Source organism: Enterobacter sp. JUb54 (assembly GCF_014298075.1).
GTDB classification, from domain to species: domain Bacteria; phylum Pseudomonadota; class Gammaproteobacteria; order Enterobacterales; family Enterobacteriaceae; genus Klebsiella; species Klebsiella lignicola.
This window is the reverse complement of record NZ_CP060418.1, coordinates 4,989,315-5,015,628: the sequence shown is the minus strand read 5'-3', so window position 1 is coordinate 5,015,628 and position 26,314 is coordinate 4,989,315. Positions and strand designations below refer to the sequence as shown.

The 26,314-nt window shown below is 56.8% G+C and carries 22 protein-coding genes and 2 pseudogenes; 10 read left to right on the top strand and 14 right to left on the bottom strand.

Going from position 1 to position 26,314, the window contains the following annotated elements:
• Positions 1–57 precede the first annotated feature (57 nt).
• The 3 genes and pseudogenes from lplT to HF679_RS23330 all read right to left on the bottom strand — a co-directional run bounded on the left by lplT (position 58) and on the right by HF679_RS23330 (position 3,726).
• Entirely contained in the window at positions 58–1,251 is a 1,194-nt protein-coding gene (gene lplT, locus HF679_RS23340; RefSeq protein WP_123756661.1) for a lysophospholipid transporter LplT, read from the bottom strand.
• On the bottom strand, positions 1,244–3,403 hold the full coding sequence (gene aas, locus HF679_RS23335) for a bifunctional acyl-ACP--phospholipid O-acyltransferase/long-chain-fatty-acid--ACP ligase (RefSeq protein WP_123756660.1): 2,160 nt from the start codon (positions 3,401–3,403) through the stop codon (positions 1,244–1,246). The genes lplT and aas overlap by 8 nt, the downstream gene beginning before the upstream one ends.
• 37 nt (positions 3,404–3,440) lie before the next feature.
• Positions 3,441–3,726 (bottom strand): annotated as a pseudogene (locus HF679_RS23330) (hypothetical protein).
• 103 nt (positions 3,727–3,829) lie between these two features.
• On the opposite strand from HF679_RS23330, the gene galR reads away from it, so the two are divergent.
• Positions 3,830–4,846 carry an HTH-type transcriptional regulator GalR gene (galR, locus tag HF679_RS23325; RefSeq protein ID WP_187042421.1) on the top strand — a complete coding sequence of 339 codons (1,017 nt, stop codon included), beginning with the start codon at positions 3,830–3,832 and terminating at the stop codon, positions 4,844–4,846.
• On the opposite strand, the gene HF679_RS23320 is transcribed toward galR, so the two are convergent.
• From HF679_RS23320 to HF679_RS23305, 4 genes are all read right to left on the bottom strand, one after another.
• Positions 4,807–5,286, bottom strand: coding sequence for a GNAT family N-acetyltransferase (locus HF679_RS23320; protein ID WP_123756658.1), 480 nt, complete (start codon positions 5,284–5,286; stop codon positions 4,807–4,809). The genes galR and HF679_RS23320 overlap by 40 nt on opposite strands.
• Positions 5,283–6,056, bottom strand: coding sequence for a GntR family transcriptional regulator (locus tag HF679_RS23315; protein WP_123756657.1), 774 nt, complete (start codon positions 6,054–6,056; stop codon positions 5,283–5,285). The genes HF679_RS23320 and HF679_RS23315 overlap by 4 nt, the downstream gene beginning before the upstream one ends.
• Before the next feature lie 67 nt (positions 6,057–6,123).
• Entirely contained in the window at positions 6,124–7,551 is a 1,428-nt protein-coding gene (locus HF679_RS23310; protein WP_123756656.1) for a glycoside hydrolase family 1 protein, read from the bottom strand.
• Between the two features lie 7 nt (positions 7,552–7,558).
• Positions 7,559–8,896 (bottom strand): PTS sugar transporter subunit IIC, encoded by a 1,338-nt coding sequence (locus HF679_RS23305; RefSeq protein WP_154144000.1) that lies wholly within the window; start codon positions 8,894–8,896, stop codon positions 7,559–7,561.
• 313 nt (positions 8,897–9,209) lie between these two features.
• Between HF679_RS23305 and HF679_RS23300 the strand changes: the two genes are divergently transcribed.
• Positions 9,210–10,238, top strand: coding sequence for a LacI family DNA-binding transcriptional regulator (locus tag HF679_RS23300; protein WP_187043083.1), 1,029 nt, complete (start codon positions 9,210–9,212; stop codon positions 10,236–10,238).
• Here the strand turns inward: HF679_RS23300 and lysA are convergent.
• Positions 10,204–11,466, bottom strand: coding sequence for a diaminopimelate decarboxylase (gene lysA, locus HF679_RS23295; RefSeq protein ID WP_123756653.1), 1,263 nt, complete (start codon positions 11,464–11,466; stop codon positions 10,204–10,206). The genes HF679_RS23300 and lysA overlap by 35 nt on opposite strands.
• 135 nt (positions 11,467–11,601) lie before the next feature.
• Here lysA and HF679_RS23290 point away from each other — a divergent pair, with 135 nt between their 5' ends.
• The gene (locus HF679_RS23290) at positions 11,602–12,528 is read left to right on the top strand and encodes a LysR family transcriptional regulator (RefSeq protein ID WP_123756652.1); all 927 of its coding nucleotides are present in this window, start codon (positions 11,602–11,604) and stop codon (positions 12,526–12,528) included.
• Here HF679_RS23290 and HF679_RS23285 read toward each other — a convergent pair.
• A complete protein-coding gene (locus HF679_RS23285; protein WP_123756651.1) occupies positions 12,515–13,207 on the bottom strand; it encodes an aspartate/glutamate racemase in 693 nt (230 codons plus the stop codon). The genes HF679_RS23290 and HF679_RS23285 overlap by 14 nt on opposite strands.
• A gap of 139 nt (positions 13,208–13,346) precedes the next feature.
• Here HF679_RS23285 and HF679_RS23280 point away from each other — a divergent pair, with 139 nt between their 5' ends.
• The 6 genes from HF679_RS23280 (at position 13,347) to HF679_RS23255 (ending at position 19,592) form a co-directional block, all read left to right on the top strand.
• The gene (locus HF679_RS23280; protein ID WP_123756650.1) at positions 13,347–13,667 is read left to right on the top strand and encodes a cupin domain-containing protein; all 321 of its coding nucleotides are present in this window, start codon (positions 13,347–13,349) and stop codon (positions 13,665–13,667) included.
• Positions 13,668–14,171: 504 nt separating this feature from the next.
• Positions 14,172–15,062, top strand: coding sequence for a carbohydrate ABC transporter permease (locus HF679_RS23275; protein ID WP_123756649.1), 891 nt, complete (start codon positions 14,172–14,174; stop codon positions 15,060–15,062).
• Entirely contained in the window at positions 15,055–15,957 is a 903-nt protein-coding gene (locus tag HF679_RS23270) for a carbohydrate ABC transporter permease (RefSeq protein WP_123756648.1), read from the top strand. Before HF679_RS23275 ends, HF679_RS23270 begins: the two co-directional genes overlap by 8 nt.
• Before the next feature lie 12 nt (positions 15,958–15,969).
• On the top strand, positions 15,970–17,097 hold the full coding sequence (locus HF679_RS23265) for an ABC transporter ATP-binding protein (RefSeq protein WP_123756647.1): 1,128 nt from the start codon (positions 15,970–15,972) through the stop codon (positions 17,095–17,097).
• 16 nt (positions 17,098–17,113) lie between these two features.
• Positions 17,114–18,400 carry an ABC transporter substrate-binding protein gene (locus tag HF679_RS23260; protein ID WP_123756646.1) on the top strand — a complete coding sequence of 429 codons (1,287 nt, stop codon included), beginning with the start codon at positions 17,114–17,116 and terminating at the stop codon, positions 18,398–18,400.
• Between the two features lie 64 nt (positions 18,401–18,464).
• Positions 18,465–19,592 carry an oligogalacturonate lyase family protein gene (locus tag HF679_RS23255; RefSeq protein WP_123756645.1) on the top strand — a complete coding sequence of 376 codons (1,128 nt, stop codon included), beginning with the start codon at positions 18,465–18,467 and terminating at the stop codon, positions 19,590–19,592.
• A gap of 53 nt (positions 19,593–19,645) precedes the next feature.
• On the opposite strand, the gene HF679_RS23250 is transcribed toward HF679_RS23255, so the two are convergent.
• The 3 genes and pseudogenes from HF679_RS23250 to HF679_RS23240 form a co-directional block, all read right to left on the bottom strand.
• The gene (locus HF679_RS23250; protein WP_187042420.1) at positions 19,646–21,079 is read right to left on the bottom strand and encodes a glycoside hydrolase family 32 protein; all 1,434 of its coding nucleotides are present in this window, start codon (positions 21,077–21,079) and stop codon (positions 19,646–19,648) included.
• Between the two features lie 18 nt (positions 21,080–21,097).
• Positions 21,098–22,339: an MFS transporter gene (locus tag HF679_RS23245; RefSeq protein WP_123756643.1), complete on the bottom strand. Its 1,242-nt coding sequence runs from the start codon at positions 22,337–22,339 to the stop codon at positions 21,098–21,100.
• 58 nt (positions 22,340–22,397) lie between these two features.
• Positions 22,398–22,475 (bottom strand): annotated as a pseudogene (locus HF679_RS23240) (hypothetical protein); the annotation flags it as partial.
• Between the two features lie 109 nt (positions 22,476–22,584).
• Between HF679_RS23240 and HF679_RS23235 the strand changes: the two are divergent.
• Positions 22,585–23,580 (top strand): LacI family DNA-binding transcriptional regulator, encoded by a 996-nt coding sequence (locus HF679_RS23235; protein WP_187042419.1) that lies wholly within the window; start codon positions 22,585–22,587, stop codon positions 23,578–23,580.
• Here the strand turns inward: HF679_RS23235 and HF679_RS23230 are convergent, their stop codons facing one another.
• Together HF679_RS23230 and kduD are read right to left on the bottom strand one after the other, a co-directional pair.
• Positions 23,581–24,999 carry a sugar porter family MFS transporter gene (locus tag HF679_RS23230; protein ID WP_123756641.1) on the bottom strand — a complete coding sequence of 473 codons (1,419 nt, stop codon included), beginning with the start codon at positions 24,997–24,999 and terminating at the stop codon, positions 23,581–23,583.
• Positions 25,000–25,307: 308 nt separating this feature from the next.
• Positions 25,308–26,069, bottom strand: a complete 762-nt coding sequence (gene kduD, locus HF679_RS23225; protein ID WP_123756640.1) for a 2-dehydro-3-deoxy-D-gluconate 5-dehydrogenase KduD — start codon at positions 26,067–26,069, stop codon at positions 25,308–25,310.
• Positions 26,070–26,314: the final 245 nt, after the last annotated feature.

Sequence of the window (26,314 nt, the reverse complement as noted above, 5' to 3'; positions counted from 1 at the left end):
CCGGACAGGCGCAATGCGCCGACTCCGGGAAAATACCAGTTCAGCGCCACCGAGAGATTATTTACGCCGTCCCCAAATCCATAGGGCAGCGATCGCCAGCGCAAACACCGCGCCAAAGCCAATCCCGACGCCAACCACCGGAATACCGATGCTGACCGCCAGCGAATAGAGCCCCAGCATCAGCAACATCGCCACGTTTTCACCGAGGTTCTGCACCGCAATGGCATTGCCGGCGCCAACCGTATGCTTACCGCGCTCCTGCAGCAGCGCGTTGAGCGGCACGATAAAGAAACCACCGAAGATACCCAGCAGCAGCAGCAGGCCAAACGCCGGCAGCAGCGCGTGCTGCACGGCGAAAAAGATCACCGCCACACCAATCAGAATCCCGGCAGGCATGCAGCGAGAGACCGTTTGCAGCGTAACCAGCTTCGCCGCCGCCCCGGCCCCCAGCACAATCCCGACCGCCACCATCGCGTTAAGGTAGGTCGGCATGGCGTTGCTGGTGATGCCCAGCGCCGCCGGGACCCACAGCACCAGCAGGAAACGCAAGGTCACGCCAGCGCCCCAGAACAGGCTGGTCCCCATCAGGGAAAACCGCGTCTCGCCATTGCGCCACAGCGTGCGGCAGGCGCTGAAGAAGTTGTGGGTCATCGGCGTGAAACGCCATGACTGGCCCGGTCGCGCCGCCGGCAGTTTCGGGATCCACAGGTTGGCGATCACCGCCGCACCGTACACCAGCGCACAGATAGCCAGGGCCGCCAGCACGTGCCAGTCGGCAAGGATCCCGCCGGCCATAGATCCCAGCAAAATCGCCGCAATCGTGGAAGATTCCATCAGGCCGTTGGCTTTGACCAGCTTATCGCCGGTGGTCAGTTCGCCGAGGATGCCGTATTTAGCCGGCGAGTAGGCGGCAGCGCCAATCCCCACCAGGGTATAGCCGATAAACGGGTTGAGACCGAAGCAGATACAGCCGGCACCAATCAGCTTCATGCCGTTGGCGACCATCATCACCCGTCCCTTTGCAAAGCTGTCGGCGAACTGTCCGACGAACGGCGCAAAGAGTATGTAAGCACCTACAAACAACATCTGCATCACCGGCTGGCTCCAGTCCGGATAGAACTGTTGCTTCATCAGCGCCAGGGTGGCGAACAGCAGAGCGTTGTCGCCAAAGGCTGAGAAAAACTGGGCGCAGATGACCGCCATCATGCCTTTCGAGTACAGCGAAGTGTTAGTGTGTACTGACTCACTCATGCGAATGTTCCGTCTGATCAACCATGCCTTTCAGAGTGACAAAGTCCGGCTTACCGCTGCCGAGAACCGGAAGCTGCTTCAGCCAGCGAATGTCGCGCGGTACAGCCAGCTCCGGTACGCCATGTTCGCGGGCGTAGCGCAGCAGTTTTTCACGGTTCAGTTCATCGTCGGTGGTAAAGAGCACCAGCGCCTCGCCCTTGCTGGCATCCTGTTTAATCGCCGTGGCATGCATCTTGTCCGGAGAGAGCGCCAACGCCAGCTGCTCGACCATCTCCAGCGACACCATTTCGCCGGCGATTTTCGCAAAGCGTTTGGCACGCCCCTGAATCCGGACATAGCCCTGCTCGTCAAAGGTGACGATATCCCCGGTGTCGTACCAGCCGCTTTCCATTTCACCGTGCTGATTCTCGGCGGTTGGCGCTTCCAGCACGCCTGGCTGCTCGACACGCAGATAGCCGTTCATGATGTTCGGCCCTTTTAACTGCAGGCGGCCGCCCTCTTCAATCCCCGGCATTGCCAGCAGGCGGGCATCCATCCCCGGCAGAATGCGCCCGACGGTTCCGACCTTCGCGGCCATCGGCACGTTAATGGACACTACCGGCGCACACTCGGTGACGCCGTAGCCTTCGAGGATGCGCAGACCAAATTTGTCCTGCCACAGCTGCTTAGTACTTTCCTGAAGCTTTTCCGCTCCTGCTACCACGTAGCGTAGACGATAAAAATCATACGGGTTGGCAAAGCGCGCGTAGTTCCCAAGGAAGGTTGAGGTGCCGAACAGTACCGTACAGTTGCGATCGTAAACCAGCTCCGGCACCACGCGGTAATGCAGCGGGCTGGGATAGAGGAACACTTCGGCGCCGGTAAACAGCGGGGTCAACAGGCCAACGGTCAGACCGAAGGAGTGAAACAGCGGCAGCGCCGACATAAAGCGGTCGTTGGCGGTGAAGTCGGCGATGGTTTTAATCTGCTCAACGTTGGCAAGAATGCTCTTGTGGCTGTGCACCACCCCTTTCGGGTGGCCTTCCGAGCCGGAGGTAAAGAGGATGATCGCCGCATCTTCCGGCTGCTGTTTCACCTGCGCCAGCTTTGGCGCCAGCAAATGGCCGAAGATCCACAGCTTATCGCCGGTCGTGACGTCGCCTTTCAGGTCTTCCAGAAAGACCCAGCGTACCTGGGTCAATTGCTCTGGCAGATGCCAGAGTTTGCCTTTATCGAGGAAGGTACGGGAGGTGAAAATGGTGTTGATCCCGGCGGCGGTAATGGCGCTGCTCAGACCTTTTACGCCCGAGGTATAGTTCATCATCGCCGGGATACGCCCGCGGGCAATGGCGCCGAAGATCACCGCCGCGCTGATGCCGGCGTTGGGCAACATCAGGCCAATTTTCTCACCCTGAGCGCTGTACTTTTCCAGAATACGCGCCACAAACAGGGTTTTGGTCAGCAGTTTGCGGTAGGTATCCGGCGTGAAGTTAATGTCTTCCACGCAGTTTTTACGGGCGCCGAACCGGTCCTGCGCCGCCAGCAGCGATTCATACAGGGTTTCCCGCGGGCGAACCGCCATGCGCGCTTCCATCATGATCTGATGCAGCATTTCACCGGCAATTTTACGGCGGTCGCGGGCGCGAGGCGCCTGCGGCATCTCAATGCGGGTTGGCGGCAGCAGATGGAGCTGAATGCGTGGAAACAGGCGGCGCTTCACCAGCCCTTTCAGGCGGCTGAACGGGGTCAGCTCTGCGCCTTCGATACGCAGCGGAACGATCGTCGCCTGTGACTTCGCCGCCACGAAAGCCGCGCCGTCATAGATTTTCATCAGCGAGCCGCTGACTGAAATACGGCCTTCCGGGAAAATCACCACCGGACGCCCCTGCTCAATCAGGCGCACCAGATGCTTAATCGACATCGGCTTGGTCGGATCCAGCGGGACAAAATCAATAATTGGCTTTAGCGCCCGCATAAACCAGCGTTCGCTGATAGAGCTGTATACGGCAAAAACCGGTTTGACGGGCAGGAATAAGGCTAACAAGATCCCATCGATAAAAGAGACGTGATTCGGGGTGATCAAGACCTTTTGTTGTTGCAAGGACTGCGTGTCACCGGTCAATCTGACCCGATACAACCCTTTGAACAGCAACCTGAAAAATGCCAACAGCATAACAACTCCATTTGACCGGTGAGTAAGTCAAAGCAGGTTACACGAGAAGAGGCGGGAATGCAGTGTAGGGTGCGGAATTCAGAATAAAAAAAACCTGCGCATCTGCGCAGGCTGGTGTAATTAGAGTGGCCAACGTAACCGTTGACTCCACCTATCAATACCTCTGGGATAGCCAGAATATCAATGCATTGAATGGATAAACCAGCGAACATTCGCAACAGCTAATCGCAAAGTGTAACCAAAGGTGTGAATCTTCCCTTCCCGGTTTCATTCGCTGTTCCCGCGCGCAATCGCTGTGTAACTTTGTCACCGTTAAGGCAAATCTGTATCACATTTGCGTGATAGCAGATGCCGCCAGCCTTGAATCTGCCGCGCTTTCCCGTAACATAACCTTTATGTAAACGCTTACCCTATAAAAGGTCAGGTATGGCGACAATAAAGGATGTAGCCCGACTCGCTGGAGTGTCCGTCGCTACCGTATCCCGCGTGATCAATAACTCCCCCAAAGCCAGTGAAACCTCGCGCCAGTCTGTCACCGCGGCGATGGAAACGCTGAATTATCATCCCAACGCCAATGCCCGCGCGCTGGCCCAGCAGTCGACAGAAACCGTCGGTCTGGTGGTGGGCGATGTGTCCGACCCCTTTTTTGGCGCGATGGTCAAAGCCGTCGAACAGGTGGCCTACCACACCGGTAACTTTTTGCTGATCGGTAACGGCTACCACAGCGTGAAGAAAGAGCGCCAGGCCATTGAACAGCTCATCCGCCATCGCTGTGCCGCGCTGGTGGTACACGCCAAAATGATCCCTGATGACGAGCTCGCCGGGTTGATGAAACAGATCCCCGGCATGGTGCTTATCAACCGTATTCTGACGGGCTTTGAACAACGTTGCGTGGCGCTGGATGACCGCTACGGCGCCTGGCTGGCGACCCGTCACCTGATCCAACAGGGACACACCCGTATCGGCTATCTGTGCTCCAACCACGCGATTTCCGATGCCGAAGACCGCCTGCAGGGCTATTACGACGCCTTAAAAGAGAGCGGTTTACCCTGCCACGATCGGCTGGTGACCTTTGCGGAACCTGACGAAAGCGGGGGTGAACTGGCGATGACGGAACTGCTGGGACGCGGGCGCAATTTTACCGCCGTGGCCTGCTATAACGACTCGATGGCGGCGGGCGCCATGGGCGTGCTTAATGACAATGGTATTGATGTACCGCGGGAAATTTCACTGATTGGCTTCGATGATGTGCTGATCTCGCGCTACGTTCGCCCACGGCTGACCACCGTGCGTTACCCTATCGTAACCATGGCAACTCAGGCCGCAGAACTGGCGCTGGCGCTGGCAGATCAACGTGCAGCACCGGAAATCACCCATCTGTTCAGCCCGACGCTGGTTCGCCGTCACTCGGTCAGCGCACCGTCGGAAAGCGATAAATCGTAGCGGTAGAGGCTCACGGCGGTGGCCGGGTAATCCAGGCCTTCGCCGATATAGTGCCAGCCAAAGCGCTCATAAAAATCGCGGCAACCGGAGTAAAGATAAAGCTGCGGATACCCGCGCTGGCGGGCATAGGCGATCGCCTGCTGCTGCAGTGCTCCGGCGAGCCCCTGGCCTCGCGCGTCCTCGGCAACGTACAGCGCCGCCATCCACGGAAACAGATCCTGGCGGCTGATTAAATCACAGCGCCATAGCCCCACCGTTCCCAACAGCCGGTCGCCCTCGACGGCGATAAAGGTGATCGGCAGCGCCTCCGGTTCCTGACTGTGCGCGATGATGCTGGCAAAAAAGGGCCGCGGCAGCGTCTCCCCACCGAAGGCCTGCCACAACCATTCCGTCACCTGCTCCGCGTGCTGCGGTGCGGCATACAGCGGCAGGATTGTCATACCAGCTTTCCCTGAAAAATAGGTACGGACTCAAACAGATAGCCGTCAAAATCCGGCGCGTCTTCATCAGACAGCTCCAGCAGACTGTTTTTGACGTTTTCGAGGTGCTGCCACATCGCCTGCCAGGCCCCCATCACATCGCGCCGACGTAGCGCGGCGAGGATCGTTTGCCGGTCCCCCAGCCACTTCAGGCGGTAGGCGCGGCTGGCGATATGCGCATTAAACTGTTGCCACAGCGGGCTGCTGTCCATCTGCAGCCAGATCCGCTCCACGGTGGCCAGCAGCATCTGGTTTTGCGTCGCCCCGGCCAGCACCAGGTGAAACAGCCGGGCGTTATCCTGGGCCGTGTCATTGGTCGCAATCGCCCGCTGCTCCTGTTCGATAATACGTTTGAGATTATCGATATCGGCGCGGGTGGCCATTTTAGCGGCGAAGGCGGCGATGTTGCTCTCCAGCAGCTGGCGCGCCTGGAGAATTTCAAACGGTCCGACGTCGCTGCTCAGCATCTGCTCTTCCTCGCTGTCGTCCTCGTGCGGAATGCGCATGACATAGACCCCGGAGCCCTGGCGAATATCGACGGTTCCCTGAAGCTCCAGCATCAGCAGCGCTTCCCGGACGATAGTCCGGCTGACGCCATAGGTTTCGGCGATATTGCGTTCCGGCGGCAGGCGCGAGCCAACGGGATAGCGCCCCTGCGCAATCTGTGCGCGTAAATCATCACCAATTTCCTGGTAGGGTTTCTTTTCCGGCGGAATGATAGCCTTCTCCACAATATCACCTGTGCGTTGTCTGCGAGGGAATCCATATCGGCGCTATCTTAGCAAAGTTTACGCCGGGCTAGCGCCACTCATCGTCGATATCCAGCGTCAGTTCGCGTCTTTCTCCTAACGTACGGAACCAGCTGGCGGAGGCCTTAGGCCGCCGTGCACGCTGGTTTTGCAGATCGATTTCAATCAGCCCGTAGCGGTTTTTAAAGGCGTTCATCGGCGACACATTGTCAGTAAAGGCCCACAGCATATAGCCGTGGCAGTTGGCGCCCTCTTCCCGCGCGCGCAGCGCTTGCCAGAGATGTTCGCCGATAAAACGGATCCGGTAGTCGTCCGCGATGGTGCCTTCGCGGTTACGAAACTGCCCTTCGTTTTCCACGCCCATACCGCTTTCCGCCACAAACCACGGGATGTTGCGATAGTCGTCTTTGATGCGCATCGCCATATCGAAAACAATGCGCGGGTAAATTTCCCAGCCGCGGGAGTTGTTCATCCGCCGCCCCGGCAGCTCGAAGGGTTCATAATAGTAGGCCGGATGAAATGGCGTCTGCGGATGCCAGGCCCGCGATGGCGCCTTCACCCGATGCGGGTAATAGAGGTTAATCCCCAGCTCATCGACGGTGTTGTCGCGAATAATTGCCAGCTCGCGATCGTTGTAGTCCCAGCGCACATGGTGCTGTTCGAGCAGCGCGAACAACGCCGGCGGATAGGCGCCGTGCACCAGCGGATCGAGGAAGACACGGTTATAGAACAGATCGTACATCTCGGCGGCATGAAGATCGTGCGGCACCTGCGAGCGCGGATAGGTCACTTCCGGGTTCAGGATACAGCCCACCGTGCCGCGATAGCCCTTCTCGCGGAACAACGCCACCACCTTCGCCGTCGCCAGCACCTTATGGTGATTCCACTGCATCCATTTTGCGGTGTTCTGCTCGTAGGGCCAGCGCAGCGCATCAAGGTAAACCCGGGTCTGCACCACAATCGGTTCATTGAAGGTAAACCAGCGCGTCACTTTATGGTGGTAGCGGGCAAACACCTTCTCCGCGTAACGCACGAACAGCTCCACCACCTTTTTCGAGCCCCAGCCGCCGTAGTGCTCCAGCAGATACCCTGGCAGCTCATAGTGCTCAAGGCAGATCATCGGCTCGATACCGTTGGCCAGCAGTTCATCGAACAGCTGGTCGTAGTAGGCAGCGTAGCTTTCGTCGACGATGACGTTTTCATAGTCGGTCAGAAAGCGCGACCAGTTAATCGAGGTCCGGTAGTGGGTCAGCCCCGCCAGCTTCATCAGCTGAACATCTTCGCGAAAGCGGTTGATAAAGTCGGTCGCCACCGCCGGGCCATAGCCGTTATGCCAGACATGGCGGTCGTTCTTGTACCACAGATCGGGCCAGGAATCCTGGCCCTCTTTCTTGCCGCTCCACCCTTCGGTCTGCCAGGCGGAAGCGGCCGCTCCCAGGATAAAATCGTGGGGAATCGCAATCCTTTTCGTGCTCATGACATCCTCATGCGTTGTTGGCGATCTGTGCATTTTCTGCTTCACGCTGGGCAATTTCCGCCCGGCGCGAGGCGATCTTCACAAAGGGCAGATAGATAATCACCGCGGTGACGATGCAGATAAGCTGGGTCACGACTGCCCCCATCGAACCGGCGGTGGAGAGCCAGGCGTTAATCAATGGCGGCGTGGTCCACGGCACCATCACCACGGCTTTACCGGCAAATCCGGTCACCGTCGCAAAGTAGCCGATGCTGCCGGTCACCAGCGGCGTGATGATAAACGGGATGGCGAGGATCGGATTGAGCATAATCGGCATGCCGAAAATCACCGGCTCGTTGATATTGAACAGCCCAGGCCCTATCGACAGCTTGGCGATCTCTTTCATCTCTTTGCGTTTAGTGGCGATCATCACCGCAATCAGCAGCCCGATGGTCAGCCCCGAGCCGCCGATGCTCATATACACATCCCAGAACGGCATAGTGATGATGTTAGGCACCTCTTTGCCCTGCTCAAAGGCGCTCATGTTGACGGTAATGGCCCCCAGCAGCAGCGGTTCGCGGATCGGTTTAATCATCTGATTGCCATGAATGCCGATAACCCAGAACAGCTGAGCGACAAACATCAGCAGCAGGATCCCCGGCAGGCTTTGCATCACGCGTTCCAGCGGTTGCTGCACCACCTGGTAGATGGCGTCATACAGATACATGCCGGTGACCTGATGGAAAATAAAGCCAAAGGTGGCGATCGCCGTGGTGGTAATGATCGCCGGGATCAGCGCCGAAAATGAGGCCGAGACGTTTGGCGGCACGGTATCCGGCATCTTGATCTTCAGCCCCTTGCGCCCCTCCAGCCAGCAGTAAATCTCCACCGACAGAATGGCGATAAACATGCCGAGGAACAGGCTGCGGGTATCGGAGAACTGACGCATCAGGACATCTTTCACTTCACGCATCTGCCCGTCGACCATCATTTCGACGGTGGTCGGCGTCACGCAGATAAAGCAGATAACCGCCAGCAGGCCGGGAAACAGGCTTTTAATACCGTTGATGCGCCCCAGCTCGATCCCGATCAGGAACACCGCACCGATATTCAGGAAGTTCAGGGTGGCGTAGTTAATCGCCCCGGTAATGGGCTTCAGGGCGGCGAGGAATGACAGCGACTGAAAGCTGGCGAGCCCGTTCTTCGGATCCAGCACCATGTTTGAAATCAGCACCGAGAAGGCGCCAACGATGATCACCGGCATCAGGGTAATAAAAGCGGATTTTATCGCCATGATGTAGCGGTAGCTGTTGAATGTCGTGGCGAAACTCCCCAGCGAGTCGATCAGTTTTTCCTGCAATGCCATAAAGGATACCTCTGGTTTAAGGGCTTTTTAGCACACAAGGTGTACTGCTAAACACCTTTTGGCATACCAAAAAATAGTCACTGGTGGTAAAAAGTTCTGTGACTCAACTCTCAACGCGCGATGTGGTATTCCAAATTATTAGAATATTTAATATTGGTATACCGCATGTGTGGGTTCACTTTTCGCGACGCGCAGTTCCTGTAAAAAGCGTGATCGCGATGGTTGTTTGCTCTCCGTTGAGCGCATATCCCTCTGAATGTCTGTGATAAACTGCGGCCTATCACGTGATATCAGGAAACGATCAATGGCAACAATGCTGGATGTCTCAATTCGCGCAGGCGTCTCTAAAGCGACGGTATCCCGCGTGTTGAACGGCACAGGTCAGGTAAAAGAGAGCACCCGCCAACAGGTTTTCAAGGCGATGGAAGAGCTGGGATATCGGCCAAACTTTCTCGCGCGTTCACTGGCGAACCGCACAAGCAACAGCATCGGTCTGGTGGTCTCCACCTTCGATGGCTTCTACTTTGGTCGCCTGTTACAGCAGGCCTCACGGCAGACGGAAGCCTGGGGAAAACAGCTGATCGTCACCGACGGCCACGATGCGCCGGAGCGTGAAGAAGAGGCGGTGCAGATGCTCGCCGACCGCCAGTGCGATGCCATCATTCTCTATACCCGCCACATGAGCGAAAAAAAGATCATGTCGCTGATCGAATCCATCGATATGCCGCTGGTGGTGATTAACCGTGACGTCAGCCTGGCGCGGGAGCGCTGCGTCTTCTTCGAGCAGGAAGATGCGGCTTTCCAGGCGGTGGATTATCTGATTCACCAGGGCCACCGCGACATCGCCTGTATCACCGTACCGATGCACACGCCGACCGGTAAAGCCCGCCTGCAGGGTTATCGCAAGGCGCTGAAAAAGAACGGGATTGCGTGGGACCCGGAAAAAGTGAAATACGGCGATTCGACGATGACCCGCGGCTACGAGCTGTGCTGCGAGCTGCTGGCAGAGAAAACCACGTTCAGCGCGCTGTTTTCCTGTAACGATGATATGGCGTTAGGGGCTTCAAAGGCGCTGCACCAGGCAGGGCTGCGGATCCCGCAGGATATTTCGTTGTTCGGTTTTGATGATGCCCCTAGCGCAAAATGGCTGGAGCCGGGCCTGTCGACGGTCTATCTGCCGATCGATAACATGATCACCACCGCCATCGATCAGGCCATTAAGCTCGCCAATGACCAGCCGATCGAAACGATCCCGCCGTTTACCGGCACGCTGGTGTTGCGCGACTCGGTATCGACGGGACCTTTTTTTAGCACTGCTCTAAGACAAGCAGCTCCTGAATAGTCTGCCGACGACGGATCAGCCGCGCGTGTCCGTTGTCGAACAGCACTTCCGGCAGCAGCGGACGGCTGTTGTAGTTTGAGGACATTGACGCCCCGTACGCGCCGGTATCATGCAGAACCAGATAGTCGCCCGGCGCCACGTCCGGCAGCAGACGCGTTTCCACTTTGCCCCCTTCCTGCTGGGTAAAGACGTCGCCGGATTCGCACAGCGGCCCGGCCACCACGGTCTCGACCAGCGGCGCATCGCGCAGGTCGCGGCCATCTGCCGCCAGCGCTGAAATATGGTGATAGCTGCCGTACATCGACGGACGCATCAGATCGTTAAACCCGGCGTCAATCAGCACAAAGTGGCGGCTGCCCATCTCTTTAACGCTGCGTACCTGGGAGACCAGCACCCCGGATTCCGCCACCAGGAAACGGCCAGGCTCGATTTCGAGCTTCACCGGATGACCCAGGTGTTTTGCGATCTGTTCCCGCGCGGCGTTCCACAGACCGTAGTAGTGATCGGTATCGATCGTCTCTTCGCCTTCACGATAGGGGATCGACAGGCCGCCGCCGGCGGAGATCGCCTGCAGATCCTGACCAAATTCAATCACCTGGCGCACCATCGCGCCGCACACCTGTTCGAGGTGGCCATAATCGACCCCGGAACCAATGTGCATGTGGATCCCCACCAGCTGCAGCTGATAGCGGCGGATCACTTCCAGCGCCGCCGGCAGATGGCTGTACCAGATCCCGTGTTTGCTGTTTTCGCCGCCGGTATTGGTTTTTTGGCTGTGGCCGTGGCCGAAGCCCGGGTTAACGCGCAGCCACACGCGATGGCCCGGCGAGACCTCCCCTAGCTGGCTCAGCATATCGACCGAACCGGCGTTGACCGGGATCTGTAACGCTTTGACGCGTTCCAGCGTCGCGTCGTCGATCAGGTCGGCGGTAAACACGATGTCTTCCGGATGCTGCTGCGGATCGTACCCTGCCGCCAGCGCGCGCTCGATTTCCCCCAGCGAGACCGAATCCACCTTCACTCCCTGCTCGCGCATCAGGCGCAGAATATGGATGTTGGAGCAGGCTTTCTGGGCGAAGCGCACCACATCGAATTGGCTGAGCTGGGCAATCTGGCGGCGGATAATCTGCGCGTCATAGACCCACACCGGGCAGCCAAATTCGGCAGGCAGGCGGAGCAGATGCTCGGCGGTCAGGTCGGTATCGGTGGCATAAAGCGAGCGTGGCATGGTGAACTCCGGTGTTGTCTGTGCTGTGCGTGTTTTTTTATGATTACGCCATAGGGTGAAGAGAATAAAAAATATCGTTTTATCGTGACTCTATGCAAAAATGATATGGATACCGGACACTTTCTGCGAGTCGCTATGCCAGCCGTCAATTTGCGTCATATTGAAATCTTCCACGCGGTGATGACCACCGGCAACCTGACCGAAGCGGCGCAGCTGTTGCACACTTCCCAGCCGACCGTCAGCCGGGAGCTGGCGCGTTTTGAGAAGGTGATCGGGCTGACGCTGTTTACCCGCGCCCGTGGGCGTTTGCAGCCGACGGTACAGGGGCTACGGCTGTTCGAAGAGGTGCAGCGCTCGTGGTACGGGCTGGACCGTATCGTCAGCGCCGCGGAAAGCCTGCGCGAGTTCCGCCAGGGGGAACTGTCGGTGGTCTGTCTGCCGGTGTTTTCCCAGTCGTTTCTACCGCTGCTGCTGCAGCCGTTTCTGGCGCGCTATCCGGAAGTCAGCCTGCACATCGTCCCCCAGGAGTCACCGCTGCTGGAGGAGTGGCTCTCCGCCCAGCGCCACGATCTCGGCCTGACGGAAACCCTGCACACCCCCGCCGGCACCGAGCGTACGCCGCTGCTGACCCTCAACGAAGTCTGCGTGCTGCCGCAGGACCATCCGCTTGCCAGCAAACCGGTGCTGACGCCGGCGGATTTCCACGGTGAAAACTATATCAGCCTGTCGCGTACCGACAGCTATCGCCAACTGCTTGACGCCCTGTTCCAGGAGCATCAGATCAAACGCCGGATGGTGGTGGAGACCCACAGCGCGGCCTCCATTTGTGCGATGGTGCGGGCAGGCGTCGGCATCTCCGTCGTCAACCCGCTGACCGCCCTCGACTATGCCGAGAGCGGCGTGGTGGTGCGCCGCTTTAGCGTCGATGTCCCGTTTACCGTCAGCCTGATCCGCCCGCTGCATCGCCCCGGTTCGGCGCTGGTCGAGGCGTTTATTCAGCATCTGCAAAGCAGCCTGACGCGCATTCAGGCACCGCTCGAAGCGGTACTTAAGAGAGCATGAAATTCACCGCATCGCTGGCGTGAATCGCCGTGGTATCAAACACCGGCAGCGGGCTGAGCGCCGGGGGAACCAGCAGGCCAATCTCGGTGCAGCCAAAGATCACCGCTTCAGCCCCCTGATCCGCCAGCTCCGCGATGATCTGCAGGTAGATATCGCGTGACGCCTCGCTAAATGTCCCGAGGCACAGCTCGTCAAAAATGATCTCGTTAATGCGCTGGCGATCGTCGGCGGAGGGGATCAGGGTCTCGATGGCGAACTGCTGCTGCAGGCGGCCACGATAAAAATCCTGTTCCATGGTATAGCGGGTGCCGAGCAGCGCCACGCGACGTTGCCCCTGGGCGCTAATCGCCCGCCCGGTGCCATCGGCAATATGCAGGAACGGCACCTCACAGCGGTTTTCGATAGCCTCCGCCACCTTGTGCATCGTATTGGTACACAGCACGATCCCTTCCGCGCCGGCCTGTTGCAGGCCATACGCCGCCTGCGCCAGGATCTCCCCGGCACGATCCCATTGCCCTGAAGACTGGCAGGCTTCGATTTCATGGAAATCAACGCTATGCAGCAGCAGGCTGGCCGAGTGCAGCCCGCCCAGGCGCGCCTTGACGCCTTCATTAATCAGGCGGTAATAGGGGATGGTGGATTCCCAGCTCATGCCGCCCAACAGGCCAATCGTTTTCATCATTTGCTCCTTAACAGGGTTTGTTCCAGTGAAACAAACTTGTGATCAACTTTCCACTTCTCTTGTCGATCGTTTCTTTTCAAGGCAATCTGATATAAATTAAATGAAACATTGTTTCACTTAACAACAGGACTGCCGGATGTTTATTTTTCACAAAGAGACCACCCTTGAAGATCTGGGCAATGGCGTCACCCGTCGTATCCTGGCGCACGACGGTCACATGATGGCCGTCGAGGTCAATTTCGACGTCGGCGCCATCGGGCCGATGCACAACCACCCGCATGAGCAGCTGACCTATGTGCTTTCCGGTGAATTTGAGTTCACCATCGGCGAAGAGAAGCACGTGGTCCGCGCCGGCGATACCCTCTATAAGAAACCGCATATCATGCACGGCTGCATCTGCCTGAAGCCGGGCACCTTGCTGGACACCTTCACCCCAATCCGTGAAGATTTCTTGTAAAACTAGTCCCATCAGGGGGCATTCCTGACATGCCCCCTTCGCGCAACGGCGCCCTTGCTCTCATCAGCTCCGTTAACCAAAAAAATCCTCTACGAACAAATCATTAGCTCACTATTTATTATCACTCCATATAGTTCAAATCCCCGCCTCGCCCTTTTTCCCCGCCCCGCGCCCTACAGAAATCGTTCACTACTCGCATTTTTTGAAACATCGTTTCGACTTCGATCACATTTCCGTTATGAATCGAATGACTCTGTAATAAATAGCAATAAAATAAAAATAAAACGGCGTTTTATAAAACTAAGACGTCGGGTAGGTAAAAAACGAAACGAACAGGTTCAGCAGGGAAGCTGCGAGCAACCCTCAATAATAAACACAAGGTTAAAAAGGAAGCTAACGCCAGCGAAGACACCAGCACCAGATTAACTTTCCTGCCGAACGTCGGCACGGAAAAAGCCATTACACCGAATCCGTTTTACAAACTCGTAAGCCAGGTAGGTATGTATGAATGAAAACAAGATGCTGGGATTGGCATGGATATCGCCCTATATCATCGGGCTGATACTCTTTACCGCTTTTCCCTTTGTTTCATCTTTCTTCCTCAGTTTCACTGAGTACGATTTGATGAGTCCGCCGGTCTTTAACGGCATTGAAAACTATCGCTACATGTTGACCGAAGATTCGCTCTTCTGGAAATCCATGGGCGTGACCTTTGCTTACGTCTTTTTAACGATCCCGTTAAAACTGGCTTTTGCGTTAGGCATTGCCTTTGTTCTCAACTTTAAACTGCGCGGCATCGGCTTTTTCCGTACCGCTTACTACATCCCTTCGATTCTCGGCAGCTCGGTGGCCATTGCCGTCCTGTGGCGTGCCCTGTTTGCGATCGATGGCCTGCTGAACAGCTTTATCGGCGTGCTGGGCTTTGACCCGGTGAACTGGCTCGGCGAACCGTCTCTGGCGCTGATGTCCGTGACGCTGCTGCGCGTCTGGCAGTTCGGTTCTGCGATGGTTATCTTCCTCGCAGCGCTGCAGAACGTCCCGCAGTCACAGTATGAAGCGGCGATGATCGACGGTGCTTCGAAGTGGCAGATGTTTATGAAAGTGACCGTGCCGCTGATTACGCCGGTTATCTTCTTCAACTTCATCATGCAGACAACTCAGGCATTCCAGGAGTTTACCGGACCGTACGTTATCACCGGCGGCGGCCCAACCTACTCCACCTATCTGTTCTCGCTCTACATCTACGATACGGCCTTTAAGTACTTTGATATGGGCTATGGTGCCGCGCTCGCGTGGGTGCTGTTCCTCGTCGTCGCGGTCTTTGCCGCCATCGCGTTCAAGTCATCGAAATACTGGGTGTTCTACTCCGCCGATAAGGGAGGCAAAAATGGCTGATATCCAACAAATGACCCCGGCGATGGAAATTGCGGAACGTGAGGTTGCCCGTACTCTGCGTCGCGAAAAAATCAGCCGGATGATCCGCTACGTAATCCTGCTGTTCGTTGGCCTGCTGATGCTCTATCCGCTGGTGTGGATGTTCTCTGCGTCGTTCAAACCGAACCATGAGATCTTCACCACCCTGAGCCTGTGGCCGGCTCATGCCACCTGGGATGGCTTTATTAACGGCTGGAAAACCGGCACCGAGTACAACTTCGGTCACTACATGCTGAACACCTTCAAGTATGTGATCCCGAAAGTGCTGCTGACCATTATCTCCTCCACCATCGTGGCGTACGGCTTTGCCCGCTTCGAGATCCCGTGGAAGAAATTCTGGTTCGCGACCCTGATCACCACCATGCTGCTGCCAAGCACCGTCCTGCTGATCCCGCAGTACCTGATGTTCCGTGAAATGGGCATGCTGAACAGCTATCTGCCGCTGTATCTGCCGCTGGCATTCGCGACCCAAGGGTTCTTCGTCTTCATGCTGATTCAGTTCCTGCGCGGTGTACCGCGTGATATGGAAGAAGCGGCGCAGATTGATGGCTGTAACTCTATCCAGGTGCTGTGGTATGTGGTGGTACCGATTCTGAAACCAGCGATCATCTCCGTGGCGTTGTTCCAGTTCATGTGGTCAATGAACGACTTTATCGGCCCACTGATCTATGTCTACAGCGTTGATAAATACCCAATCGCGCTGGCACTGAAAATGTCCATCGACGTCACGGAAGGCGCTCCGTGGAACGAAATTCTGGCAATGGCGAGTATCTCCATTCTGCCGTCCATCATCGTGTTCTTCCTGGCACAACGCTACTTCGTACAGGGCGTTACCAGCAGCGGAATTAAAGGTTAAGAGGGAAATATCATGGCTGAAGTTATTTTCAAAAAACTGGAAAAAGTTTACTCCAACGGCTTCAAAGCGGTACATGCTATCGACCTGAAAATTGCGGATGGCGAATTTATGGTTATCGTCGGGCCATCCGGCTGTGCCAAATCCACCACCCTGCGCATGCTGGCAGGACTGGAAACCATCAGCGGTGGCGAAGTGCGCATCGGTGAGAAAATCGTCAACAACCTTGCGCCAAAATCGCGCGGTATCGCGATGGTGTTCCAGAACTATGCTCTCTACCCGCACATGACCGTGCGTGAGAACCTGGCCTTTGGCCTCAAGCTCAGCAAGCTGCCTAAAGAGCAGATTGAAAGCCAGGTGAATGAAGCGGCCAAAATTCTGGAGCTGGAAGAGCTGCTTGACCGTCTGCCGCGCCAGCTTTCCGGCGGCCAGGCACAGCGTGTCGCGGTCGGTCGCGCCATCGTCAAAAAACCGGACGTGTTCCTGTTCGATGAACCGCTGTCTAACCTCGATGCGAAACTGCGTGCCTCGATGCGTATCCGTATTTCCGACCTGCACAAGCAGCTGAAGAAATCCGGCAAGCCAGCCACCACCGTCTACGTAACCCACGATCAGACCGAAGCGATGACCATGGGTGACCGTATCTGCGTGATGAAGCTGGGTCATATCATGCAGGTCGATACGCCGGACAACCTGTACCATAAACCGAAAAACATGTTCGTGGCCGGCTTTATCGGCGCACCAGAGATGAACATCCGCCAGAGTAAACTGGTGGATCGCGCCGGTCGTCTGCACCTGACCATTGGTGATGAACTGCTGCCGTTAAGCGCGGCGCTGCAGGAGAAAGCCAGCAGCCACACCGATCAGTCGCTGTTCTACGGCGTACGTCCGGAGTTCGTCTCCATTGCCGATGAACCTTTTGCCGAAGGCGGTTGCTCCGGCGAAATGGTCCGCGTCGAGAATATGGGTCACGAGTTCTTCGTCTACCTGAAGGTCGCCGACTATGAACTGACCGCCCGCGTTCCTTCCGATGAAGCAAAACCGATGATTGAAAAAGGGCTTCACCGTAAGGTTTGGTTCAAATTCGATATGAACAAGTGCCATCTCTTTGATGCCACTACAGAACAGAATATCTCTCTGTAACTACTGGAGTATTAAAATGAAAAAAGTGCTTTTAAGCGCCGCAATCTCCGCAACTCTGGGCCTGACCGCATTGCCTTCTATGGCGAAGGATGTTGATTTACGTATGTCCTGGTGGGGCGGCAACGGCCGTCACCAGGTCACTCTGAAGGCGCTGGAAGAGTTTCATAAACAAAATCCGGATATTAACGTTAAAGCCGAATACACCGGTTGGGATGGCCACCTGTCGCGCCTGACCACCCAGATCGCCGGGGGAACCGAGCCGGATGTGATGCAGACCAACTGGAACTGGCTGCCGATCTTCTCGAAAAACGGTGAGGGCTTCTACGACCTGAACAAGATGAAGGACGTGATCGACCTGAGCCAGTTCGATCCGAAAGAACTGCAATCCACCACCGTGAACGGCAAGCTCAACGGGATCCCGATCTCCGTCACCGCTCGCGTGTTCTACTTCAACGATGAAACCTGGAAGAAAGCCGGCGTCGAATACCCAAAAACCTGGGACGAGCTGATGGCAGCCGGGAAAACCTTTGAGAGCAAACTGGGTAAACAGTACTACCCGGTAGTGCTGGAGCACCAGGATACGCTGGCTCTGCTGAATTCCTATATGATTCAGAAATATAACCAGCCGGCTATCGATGAAAAAACGAAGAAATTCTCCTACAGCAAAGAGCAGTGGGTGGAATTCTTCCAGATGTACAAAAAGCTGGTCGACAGCCACGTGATGCCGGACACCAAGTACTATGCCTCTTTCGGTAAGAGCAACATGTACGAAATGAAGCCGTGGATCCAGGGCGAATGGGGAGGAACCTATATGTGGAACTCCACCATCAACAAATACTCCGATAACCTGAAGCCACCAGCAAAACTGGATCTGGGCGCCTACCCGATGCTGCCGGGCGCTACCGATGCCGGTCTGTTCTTTAAACCAGCACAGATGCTGTCGATCGGTAAATCGACGAAAAATCCGGAAGCGGCAGCAAAAGTGATTAACTTCCTGCTGAACAGCAAAGAAGGGGTCGATACCCTCGGCCTGGAGCGCGGCGTGCCGCTGAGCAAAGTGGCGGTGCAATTCCTGACCGAAGACGGCACCATTAAAGCCGATGACCCGGCGGTTGCTGGTCTGAAGCTGGCGCAATCGCTGCCAACCAAGCTGCCGGTTTCGCCATACTTTGATGACCCGCAGATCGTGGCTCAGTTTGGTACTTCGCTGCAGTACATCGACTACGGCAAAAAAACCGTTGAAGAGACAGCGGAAGACTTCCAGCGTCAGTCTGACCGTATTCTGCGCCGCGCGATGCGTTAATCCGATATCACTGTCCCTACCCCGCCGCGCCAGCTGCGGGGTATTTTTTTATCAGGAGTGAGTCATGAAAGGCAAAATCATCCCGCTGAATTTTCGCACCACGGAAGACAGCGAAACCGGTCATCGGGTGATCCGGATGACGCCCCCACACGTCATCTGCCACCGCAACTACTTCTATCAAAAATGCTTCACCCGCGACGGAGGTAAACTGCTGTTTGGTGGCGGATTTGAAGGCCACTGGAACTACTATCTGTTAGACATCGCCGCGCAGCAGGCGATGCAGCTAACCGACGGTCCCGGCGACAACACCTTTGGCGGCTTCTTATCCGCCGATGACCGCTCGCTGTGGTACGTCAAAAATAACCATCAGTTGCGCCGGGTGGATCTGGCCTCGCTGGAAGAACAGGTTGTCTACGAAGTGGATGATGAGTGGGTGGCGTACGGCACCTGGGTAGCGAACAGCGATGGCAGCAAACTGGTGGGAATTGAGATCAAAAAAAGCGACTGGCAGCCGCTGACCGACTGGGGCAAATTCCGCGCCTTTTACTTTACCGAACCCGAGTGTCGGCTGATCGACATCGATCTGCATAGCGGCGAACAGCGCGTGGTGTTGCAGGAAAAACGCTGGCTGGGCCATCCGATCTACCGGCCGTTTGATGACCGCACGGTTGCCTTCTGCCATGAAGGTCCGCGCGATGCGATCGACGCCAGAATGTGGCTTATCGACGCCGATGGCAGCAATATGCGTAAAGTCCGTCAGCACCAGCCCGGGGAAAGTTTCACCCATGAGTTCTGGGTTCCCGACGGTTCGGCGCTGTACTACGTCGCCCATCAGGAGAACGATCCGCACCGCTATCTCTGGCGCGCCGATCCGGCGACCCTGGAGAACCACCAGCTAATGACGATCCCGCCCTGCTCTCACCTGATGAGCAACCATGATGGCTCGCTGGTGGTCGGCGACGGTTCGCCTCATCATACCGGCGATATTCAGCTTAACGATCCCTACATCTGGCTGTTCGATCTGCGCTCTGGCGAGCAGAAAGCGCTGTGCCGCCATGACTCCACCTGGACGGTGATCAACGGCGAACGTCAGGTCAGCCACCCCCACCCTTCGTTTTCACCGGATAACCGCTGGGTGCTGTTTACCTCTGACAAAGAAGGCATGCCGGCGCTGTATCTGGCCGAAGTCTGAACCTTGTGACTCCCCGTCCGGCATCACGGACGGGGCTTCCACAATCTGGCCGATTACTCTAGCTGCCAGGCGCCGGCTTCCGAGAGCAGCGCGCTACCGTTGCAGGCGAATAACGACAGCGACCGGCGCTCAGCCTCCGGGTAAATACGGCTGCTCAGGCAGGCCTCACCGTCATTGACAAACACTTCCACCGAAGACCGATCGAAAAACAGGCGCAGCGTGAGCGGCGACGTCAGGGAGATCGCGGCGCTGCGAACCCCGCACAGCCCGTGCTGCGGATAGTGGCGTTCCACGACCAGCCGCTGCATCTGGGCATCAACGTAAATGCGCAGGCCGTCGCCATAGCTCAGCCCATACTGTTCCGCAGTGCTGCCGGCGCAATCCCAGTGCAGAATCACCTCCATCGCTTCAGCGTTTTCCACCATCAGCGACTGCTGGTTGTTCAGGGCGCTCACCGGCCAGGGGAACCAGGCGCCGCGCAGGCACTCCACCTCTTGTGCCGGGCGCATCAGCAGACGATTGTCCGCTCCCAGCGTCAGCTCCCGCGGCAGCGAGAGCATCCCTGACCAGCCATCCTCCTGTTCCGGGAGCGGCGATTCCCACATATCCAGCCAGCCGATAATCAGGCGACGGCCGTCGGGCGTCAGGAAACTTTGCGGCGCATAAAAATCATGGCCGAGATCCAGCTCGACAAACTCGCCGTCGCGGACAAACGGCTGCCCGGGCTGCCAATCGCCGGTCAGGTAGCCGCTCTGGAACAGATTCCGGTTGCGATAGCCCTCCGCCGCGATGCCCTGGGGCGAGAACATCAGCACCCGCTTCTCGCCAAGGGTAAAGAAGTCGGGACACTCCCACATATAGCCCATCCCGGCTTCGGCTTCATCAAGGATCCCTTCATCGTGCCACTGGCGCAGGTCGGCCGAGCGGTACAGCCGCACCTGCCCGGTATCGCCGACGCGGGCGCCGACCACCATGTACCAGTTTTCCCCTTCACGCCACACCTTCGGATCGCGAAAATGATGCAGCCCCGGCGGCGTATCCAGCACCGTTCCCTGACGCTCGAAGTGCACGCCATCGCGGCTGGTGGCCAGGCACTGAACCTGATAAAGATGTTCTTCGTTGCCGGCCTCACCGTGGAATTTATGCCCGGTATAAATCAGCGCCAGGGTATCGCCATCCACCACGGCGGAACCGGAGAAGCAGCCGTCTTTATCCTCCGGCCCTTCCGGCGCCAGCGCTACCGGCAGATGCTCCCAGTGAACCAAATCCTTGCTACGGGCGTGGCCCCAGTGCATCGGTCCCCACTGCGTGGAGTACGGATGATGCTGATAAAAAGCGTGATACCAGCCGTCAAACCAGACCAGGCCATTCGGGTCATTGATCCAGTCCGCCCGTGCGGCGAGGTGATAGCGGGGATACCAGCGCGGATTCAACGCGTCGCTTTTCTGCTGCAGTTCCTGTTCGGCGTTAGCAATGGTGTAAGTCATATTCGTCACTCTTTTCATTCAGATAGCGGAGGGTTGCGACATCAGCGGATCCGAAGATGACCGGCTGGAGCGCAACAAGAAAATGGAGATAAAGGTGGTGCAGAACACCAGCAGGCCCATGATCAGATAGGACCGGGCGAAGCCATAAATCTCGTAGCTGTAGCCCGCCAGCGGCGACAGCACCGTGGCAATCACCGAGCTGGTGCAGGCGAAGCCGACCAGATACAGCGTCGAAGAGAGGCGTTTATCGAAGTTGATGCTGTTGTATTTAAAAATCGCCACCAGCAACACCGGCAGCTCCACCGCGTGCAGCAGCTTGGTGATGGAAATCAGCAGCGGCCCTTCCACCAGGCCAGAAGCGATCATCCGCAACGCCATGACCATCCCGGCAAAAATCAGCCCGTTTTTCGCCCCGATGCGGTTAACCAGCCACGGCGCGCAGAACATGCCGGCGGCTTCCAGGAACACCTGGAATGAGTTGAGATAGCCGTACATCGCGTTCCCTTCCTGCAGGGTCGCGAACTGCGAGGAGAAATAGACCGGGAACTGCTGGTCGTAGACGCCGTAAATGCAGGTGCCGACGACGAAAAACACCAGCGCCCAAAAGCGCGGCAGCGTCAGCAAGCGCAACGCATCTTCCAGCGTCACTTTGCCGCCCGCGATCGCTTCCTGCATGGCCTGCGGCGCGGAAGAGACCCGCAGCCGCGCCAGCAGAATAAAGAACACCAGGCCGGAGCAGCTGGCGACCGCAAAATTGAGTTTCGGGTTGATGTTAAACAGCAGTCCGGCAAAAAAGGTCGCCACCGCCCAGCCCAGCGATCCCCACATCCGCGCCCGGCCAAACTCAAACTGGCTCTGGCGCGCCACGCGCTCGGTGTAGGACTCAAGCACGCCAATACCGCCGTTAAAAGTTAAGCCGATATAGATCCCGCCGAAGATGCTGCCAAGCAGCACGTTCATTTTCAGCAGATAGCCAAACAGTAAAAAGGCCGGCCCCGAGAGGATCAGCAGCACGGTGAGATACCAGAGCAGGTTTTTACGCAGCCCGAGCTTGTCCTGAATAAAGCCGTAGCAGACCTGCGCAAACAGCGCCGACACGGACAGCACGGCATAGATAATTCCGGTATCGCCCGCCTTCAGCCCCACTTCCTGGTGCAGCCAGATAGAGAGCAAAGAGCCGGAGGAAGACCAGGTCACAAAAAAGAAAAACAGTAAGGCACTGAGTAACGGATAGCTGTGAGAGTGATGTGCTTTCATCATGACATGCTCGTGTAGGGGTGACGAATGCAATGGTAACGTTAACAAAAAACATAAATCATGCCGTTTTGCTGCGATACATGATGTTAATCACAAAAGTTAACGTTAACATAATGGAGATGCGATCGCGATCAAAGATTCGTCAGCCCAGCATCCACACCGCGTGCGATAGAATATCGCATGATCCTTTTACATCAGTGAGTTAGTTGTATAGCCTGTGGCAGGGCAGCAACGGTGGAGTATGAAAGATGGCATCCTTGAAAGATGTGGCAAAACTGGCAAACGTATCTCTGATGACCGTTTCGCGGGCGCTGAATAACCCGGAGCGTCTCAAGCCTGAGACCCTGGCCCGCGTGCAGTCCGCCATCGAGCAGACCAACTACGTCCCTGACCTTTCCGCCAAGAAAATCCGCGGCGCCCACGCCACGCCGAATACCATCGGCGTGCTGGCGCTGGATACCGTCACCACCCCGTTTTCGGTCGATATCACGCTGTCTATCGAAGAGACCGCCCGAGCGCACGGCTGGAACAGCTTCGTGGTGAATATGTTCTCCGACGACAGCCCGGACACCATCGTCGACCTGCTGCTCTCCCACCGTCCTGACGGCATCATCTACACCACCATGGGGCTGCGCCAGGTGCCGGTACCGGCCAAACTGCTGACGCTGCCCTGCGTCCTCGCCAACTGCGAAAGCCTGAACGATCCGGTCGCCAGCTATATTCCGGATGATGAGCAGGGTCAGTACGCCGCGGTGCAGGCGCTGCTGGCCGCCGGCTATCGCAACCCGCTGTGCCTGCATCTTCCGCAAAACCATCTGGCAACCGTGCGCCGCCGTCGGGGGCTGGAACGCGCCTGCCGGGAGGCCGGTATCGCGCCGGAAACGCTCACCCATCACTATATGACCCTGGGCGATCGCCACTATCATGATATTCCCGCCATGGTGCTGGCCGGCATCCACAAAGGGAAAGCGCAGTTCGACGCGGTGATCTGCGGTAACGACCGAATCGCCTTTATGGTCTATCAAACGTTGCTGGGGCTGGGGTTGCGGATCCCGCAGGACGTGGCGGTGGTGGGCTATGACAATATGGTGGGGATTGGCGATCTGTTTTTACCGCCGCTATCGACGGTGCAGCTACCGCATTACGATATCGGGCGCCTGAGCGCCCTGCATATCATTAACGGGGAAAGCCATCGGGAGACGGTACGCGTCGCCAGCCCGTGGCAACCCCGCTCATCACTGTAATTAAATCCCGATATCGCGCAGCTTTTCGCCCGCCATCAGCTTGCGTTCGATGTGCTCGAGAGTGACGTTTTTAGTTTCCGGGATCAGCCAGAAGGTCACGCCGATGAACGCGACGTTCAGAACGGTGTACAGCCAGAAGGTGCCGGCGGCGCCAATCGAATCAAGCAGCGTCAGGAACGTCGCGCCGATAATCATGTTCGACACCCAGTTGGTGGTGGTGGAACAGGTGATCCCGAAGTCGCGGCATTTCAGCGGCTGAATCTCGGAGCACAGGATCCACACTACCGGCGCGGCGCTCATCGCATAGCCAGCAATACACATCATGGTCATGCCGACCGACAGCCAGGAAAGGCCGCTGGAGGCGGTGCCATTATCGAACTGCATCAGGCAGTAGCCCAGCACCAGGGTTCCCAGCGCCATCACGCTAAAGCCGATTTTCAGCGCCGGTTTGCGCCCGGCCTTGTCGACGGTAAAGACGGCGATAAAGGTGGCGAACATAAAGGTCAGGCCAACCACCAGGGTCGCAATCATCTGCTGTTCGGTGGTAGTGAAACCGGCCATTTTAAAAATACGCGGCGCGTAGTACATGATGATGTTCATCCCGGTAAATTGCTGCATCGCCTGCAACAACATGCCGAGGAACACCGCACGACGGACGTTACGGTTGATTTTAAACAGCGCCCAACCGCCCTGCTTCAGCTTCAGGCTTTCGCGGATTTCATTGAGCTCGTCGCGGGCCTTTTCTGAGGTATCACGCAGCATGCGCAGGACCTCTTCCGCTTCAACATGGCGCCCTTTTTCCGCCAGCCAGCGCGGGCTGTTCGGCAGGAAAATCACCAGGATAATCAGCAGCACCGCCGGCAGAGCCAGCACCCCCAGCATCGCCCGCCAGTTGCCGCTGTAGCTGAAGGCGGTATCGGACAGGAACGCCATCACGATGCCCAGCGTGACCATCAGCTGATACATGCTGATCATCTTGCCGCGGACGTTTTCACTCGCCATTTCAGAAAGATACAGCGGCGCGGTATAGGAGGCGATCCCGACGGCAACGCCAAGCACGATCCTCGCTGCCAGCAGCATTTCCACGCTGGTCGCAAATGCCGAACCGAGAGAACCGGCAACAAACAGGACCGCTCCGACCATCAGGCTGTATTTGCGGCCAAGGCGAAAAGAGAGCCAGCCGTTGAACAAGGCGCCAATCGCCGCTCCCAGCATCATGCTGCTCACCACCCACTCCTGAAGCCGGCTGGATAAGACAAAATGGTCGGTAATGAAGGGCAACGCCCCGGCAATGACCCCAATATCGAGGCCAAAAAGTAAACCTGCCACCGCGGCGGCAATCGAAACGAACTGGTTCATGCGTCGGGTATCGCGCTGATTACGCGGTATTGCCGTCACGCCATCACTGATTGAAGTCATTTTTTCCTGCCTGAGCAAAGTAAGACGTGCACTGAAAGTACGTGATTGACGCGACAATGTGTCAGGGAGGACAGGTCAAAGATATGGATTAATTGGCTGGCAAAGTCTGTTTTGTGATGGACATTCAACTTTCAATACAACAATGAATAATATATGACCACCTATAAAGCCGCTTAAATAAAGGGATTCATGAAATTCATAACAAATGAATATGGATTATTCCTGCTTTTGAGTATGGACAATTATTGTTGCGATATAAAAAAACCTGCCGCAGCAGGTTTTTTTATCGGACGCTAAGAGGCAATGAATTAGCGCGCCAGCCAGCCGCCATCGACCGCAACGGTATAGCCGTTGATGTAATCCGATGCGCCGGATGCCAGGAACACCACCGGACCCATCAGGTCAGACGGCAGACCCCAACGACCCGCCGGGATACGGTCAAGGATCTCGGTGCTACGCTGTTCGTCAGCGCGCAGCTGCTGGGTATTGTTGGTGGCCATATAGCCCGGCGCGATAGCGTTCACGTTGATGCCATGCTTGGCCCACTCGTTCGCCAGCAGACGGGTTACGCCCATCACGGCGCTTTTCGATGCGGTGTAAGACGGAACGCGGATGCCACCCTGGAAGGAGAGCATCGAGGCGATGTTAATGATCTTGCCGCCGTTGCCCTGGGCGATAAAGTGCTTCGCCGCCGCCTGAGACATAAAGAACACGCTCTTAATGTTCAGGTTCATGACGTCATCCCAGTTCTTCTCGCTGAACTCAATGGCATCTTCACGACGAATCAGACCGGCGTTGTTCACCAGAATGTCGATATGACCGAATTCAGCTACCGCACGCTCCAGCAGCTGCGGAATGCCATCAATCTGGCGCAGATCGGCGGTCAGGCTCAGAAAACGACGGCCCAGCGCGGTGACGCGCTCGATGGTTTCTGTCGGTTCAACAATGTTGATGCCCACAATATCGCAGCCCGCTTCCGCCAGACCTACCGCCATACCCTGGCCCAGTCCGGTGTCGCAGCCAGTCACTACTGCCACTTTACCCTGTAGAGAGAATGCATCGAGAATCATAATTTATTCCTTAATCTTTCAGAGCCCGTACAACACAGGCAAGGTTCTATTCGTAGTCCGGCCCGCAACCCGCACGGCTCCTGACGCCTGGGGAAACGCCCGGAGCGTTATCCGCAATAGAAAAATAAAACACAGTTTTGCTTTGCTATTGAGGTCATCTTACCCCTTGAGAAAATTGTTTTCAATTTTTATTAAAACGATGTTTCATATTTTCACGGTATAATTATCAAAAATGCAAAACGGAT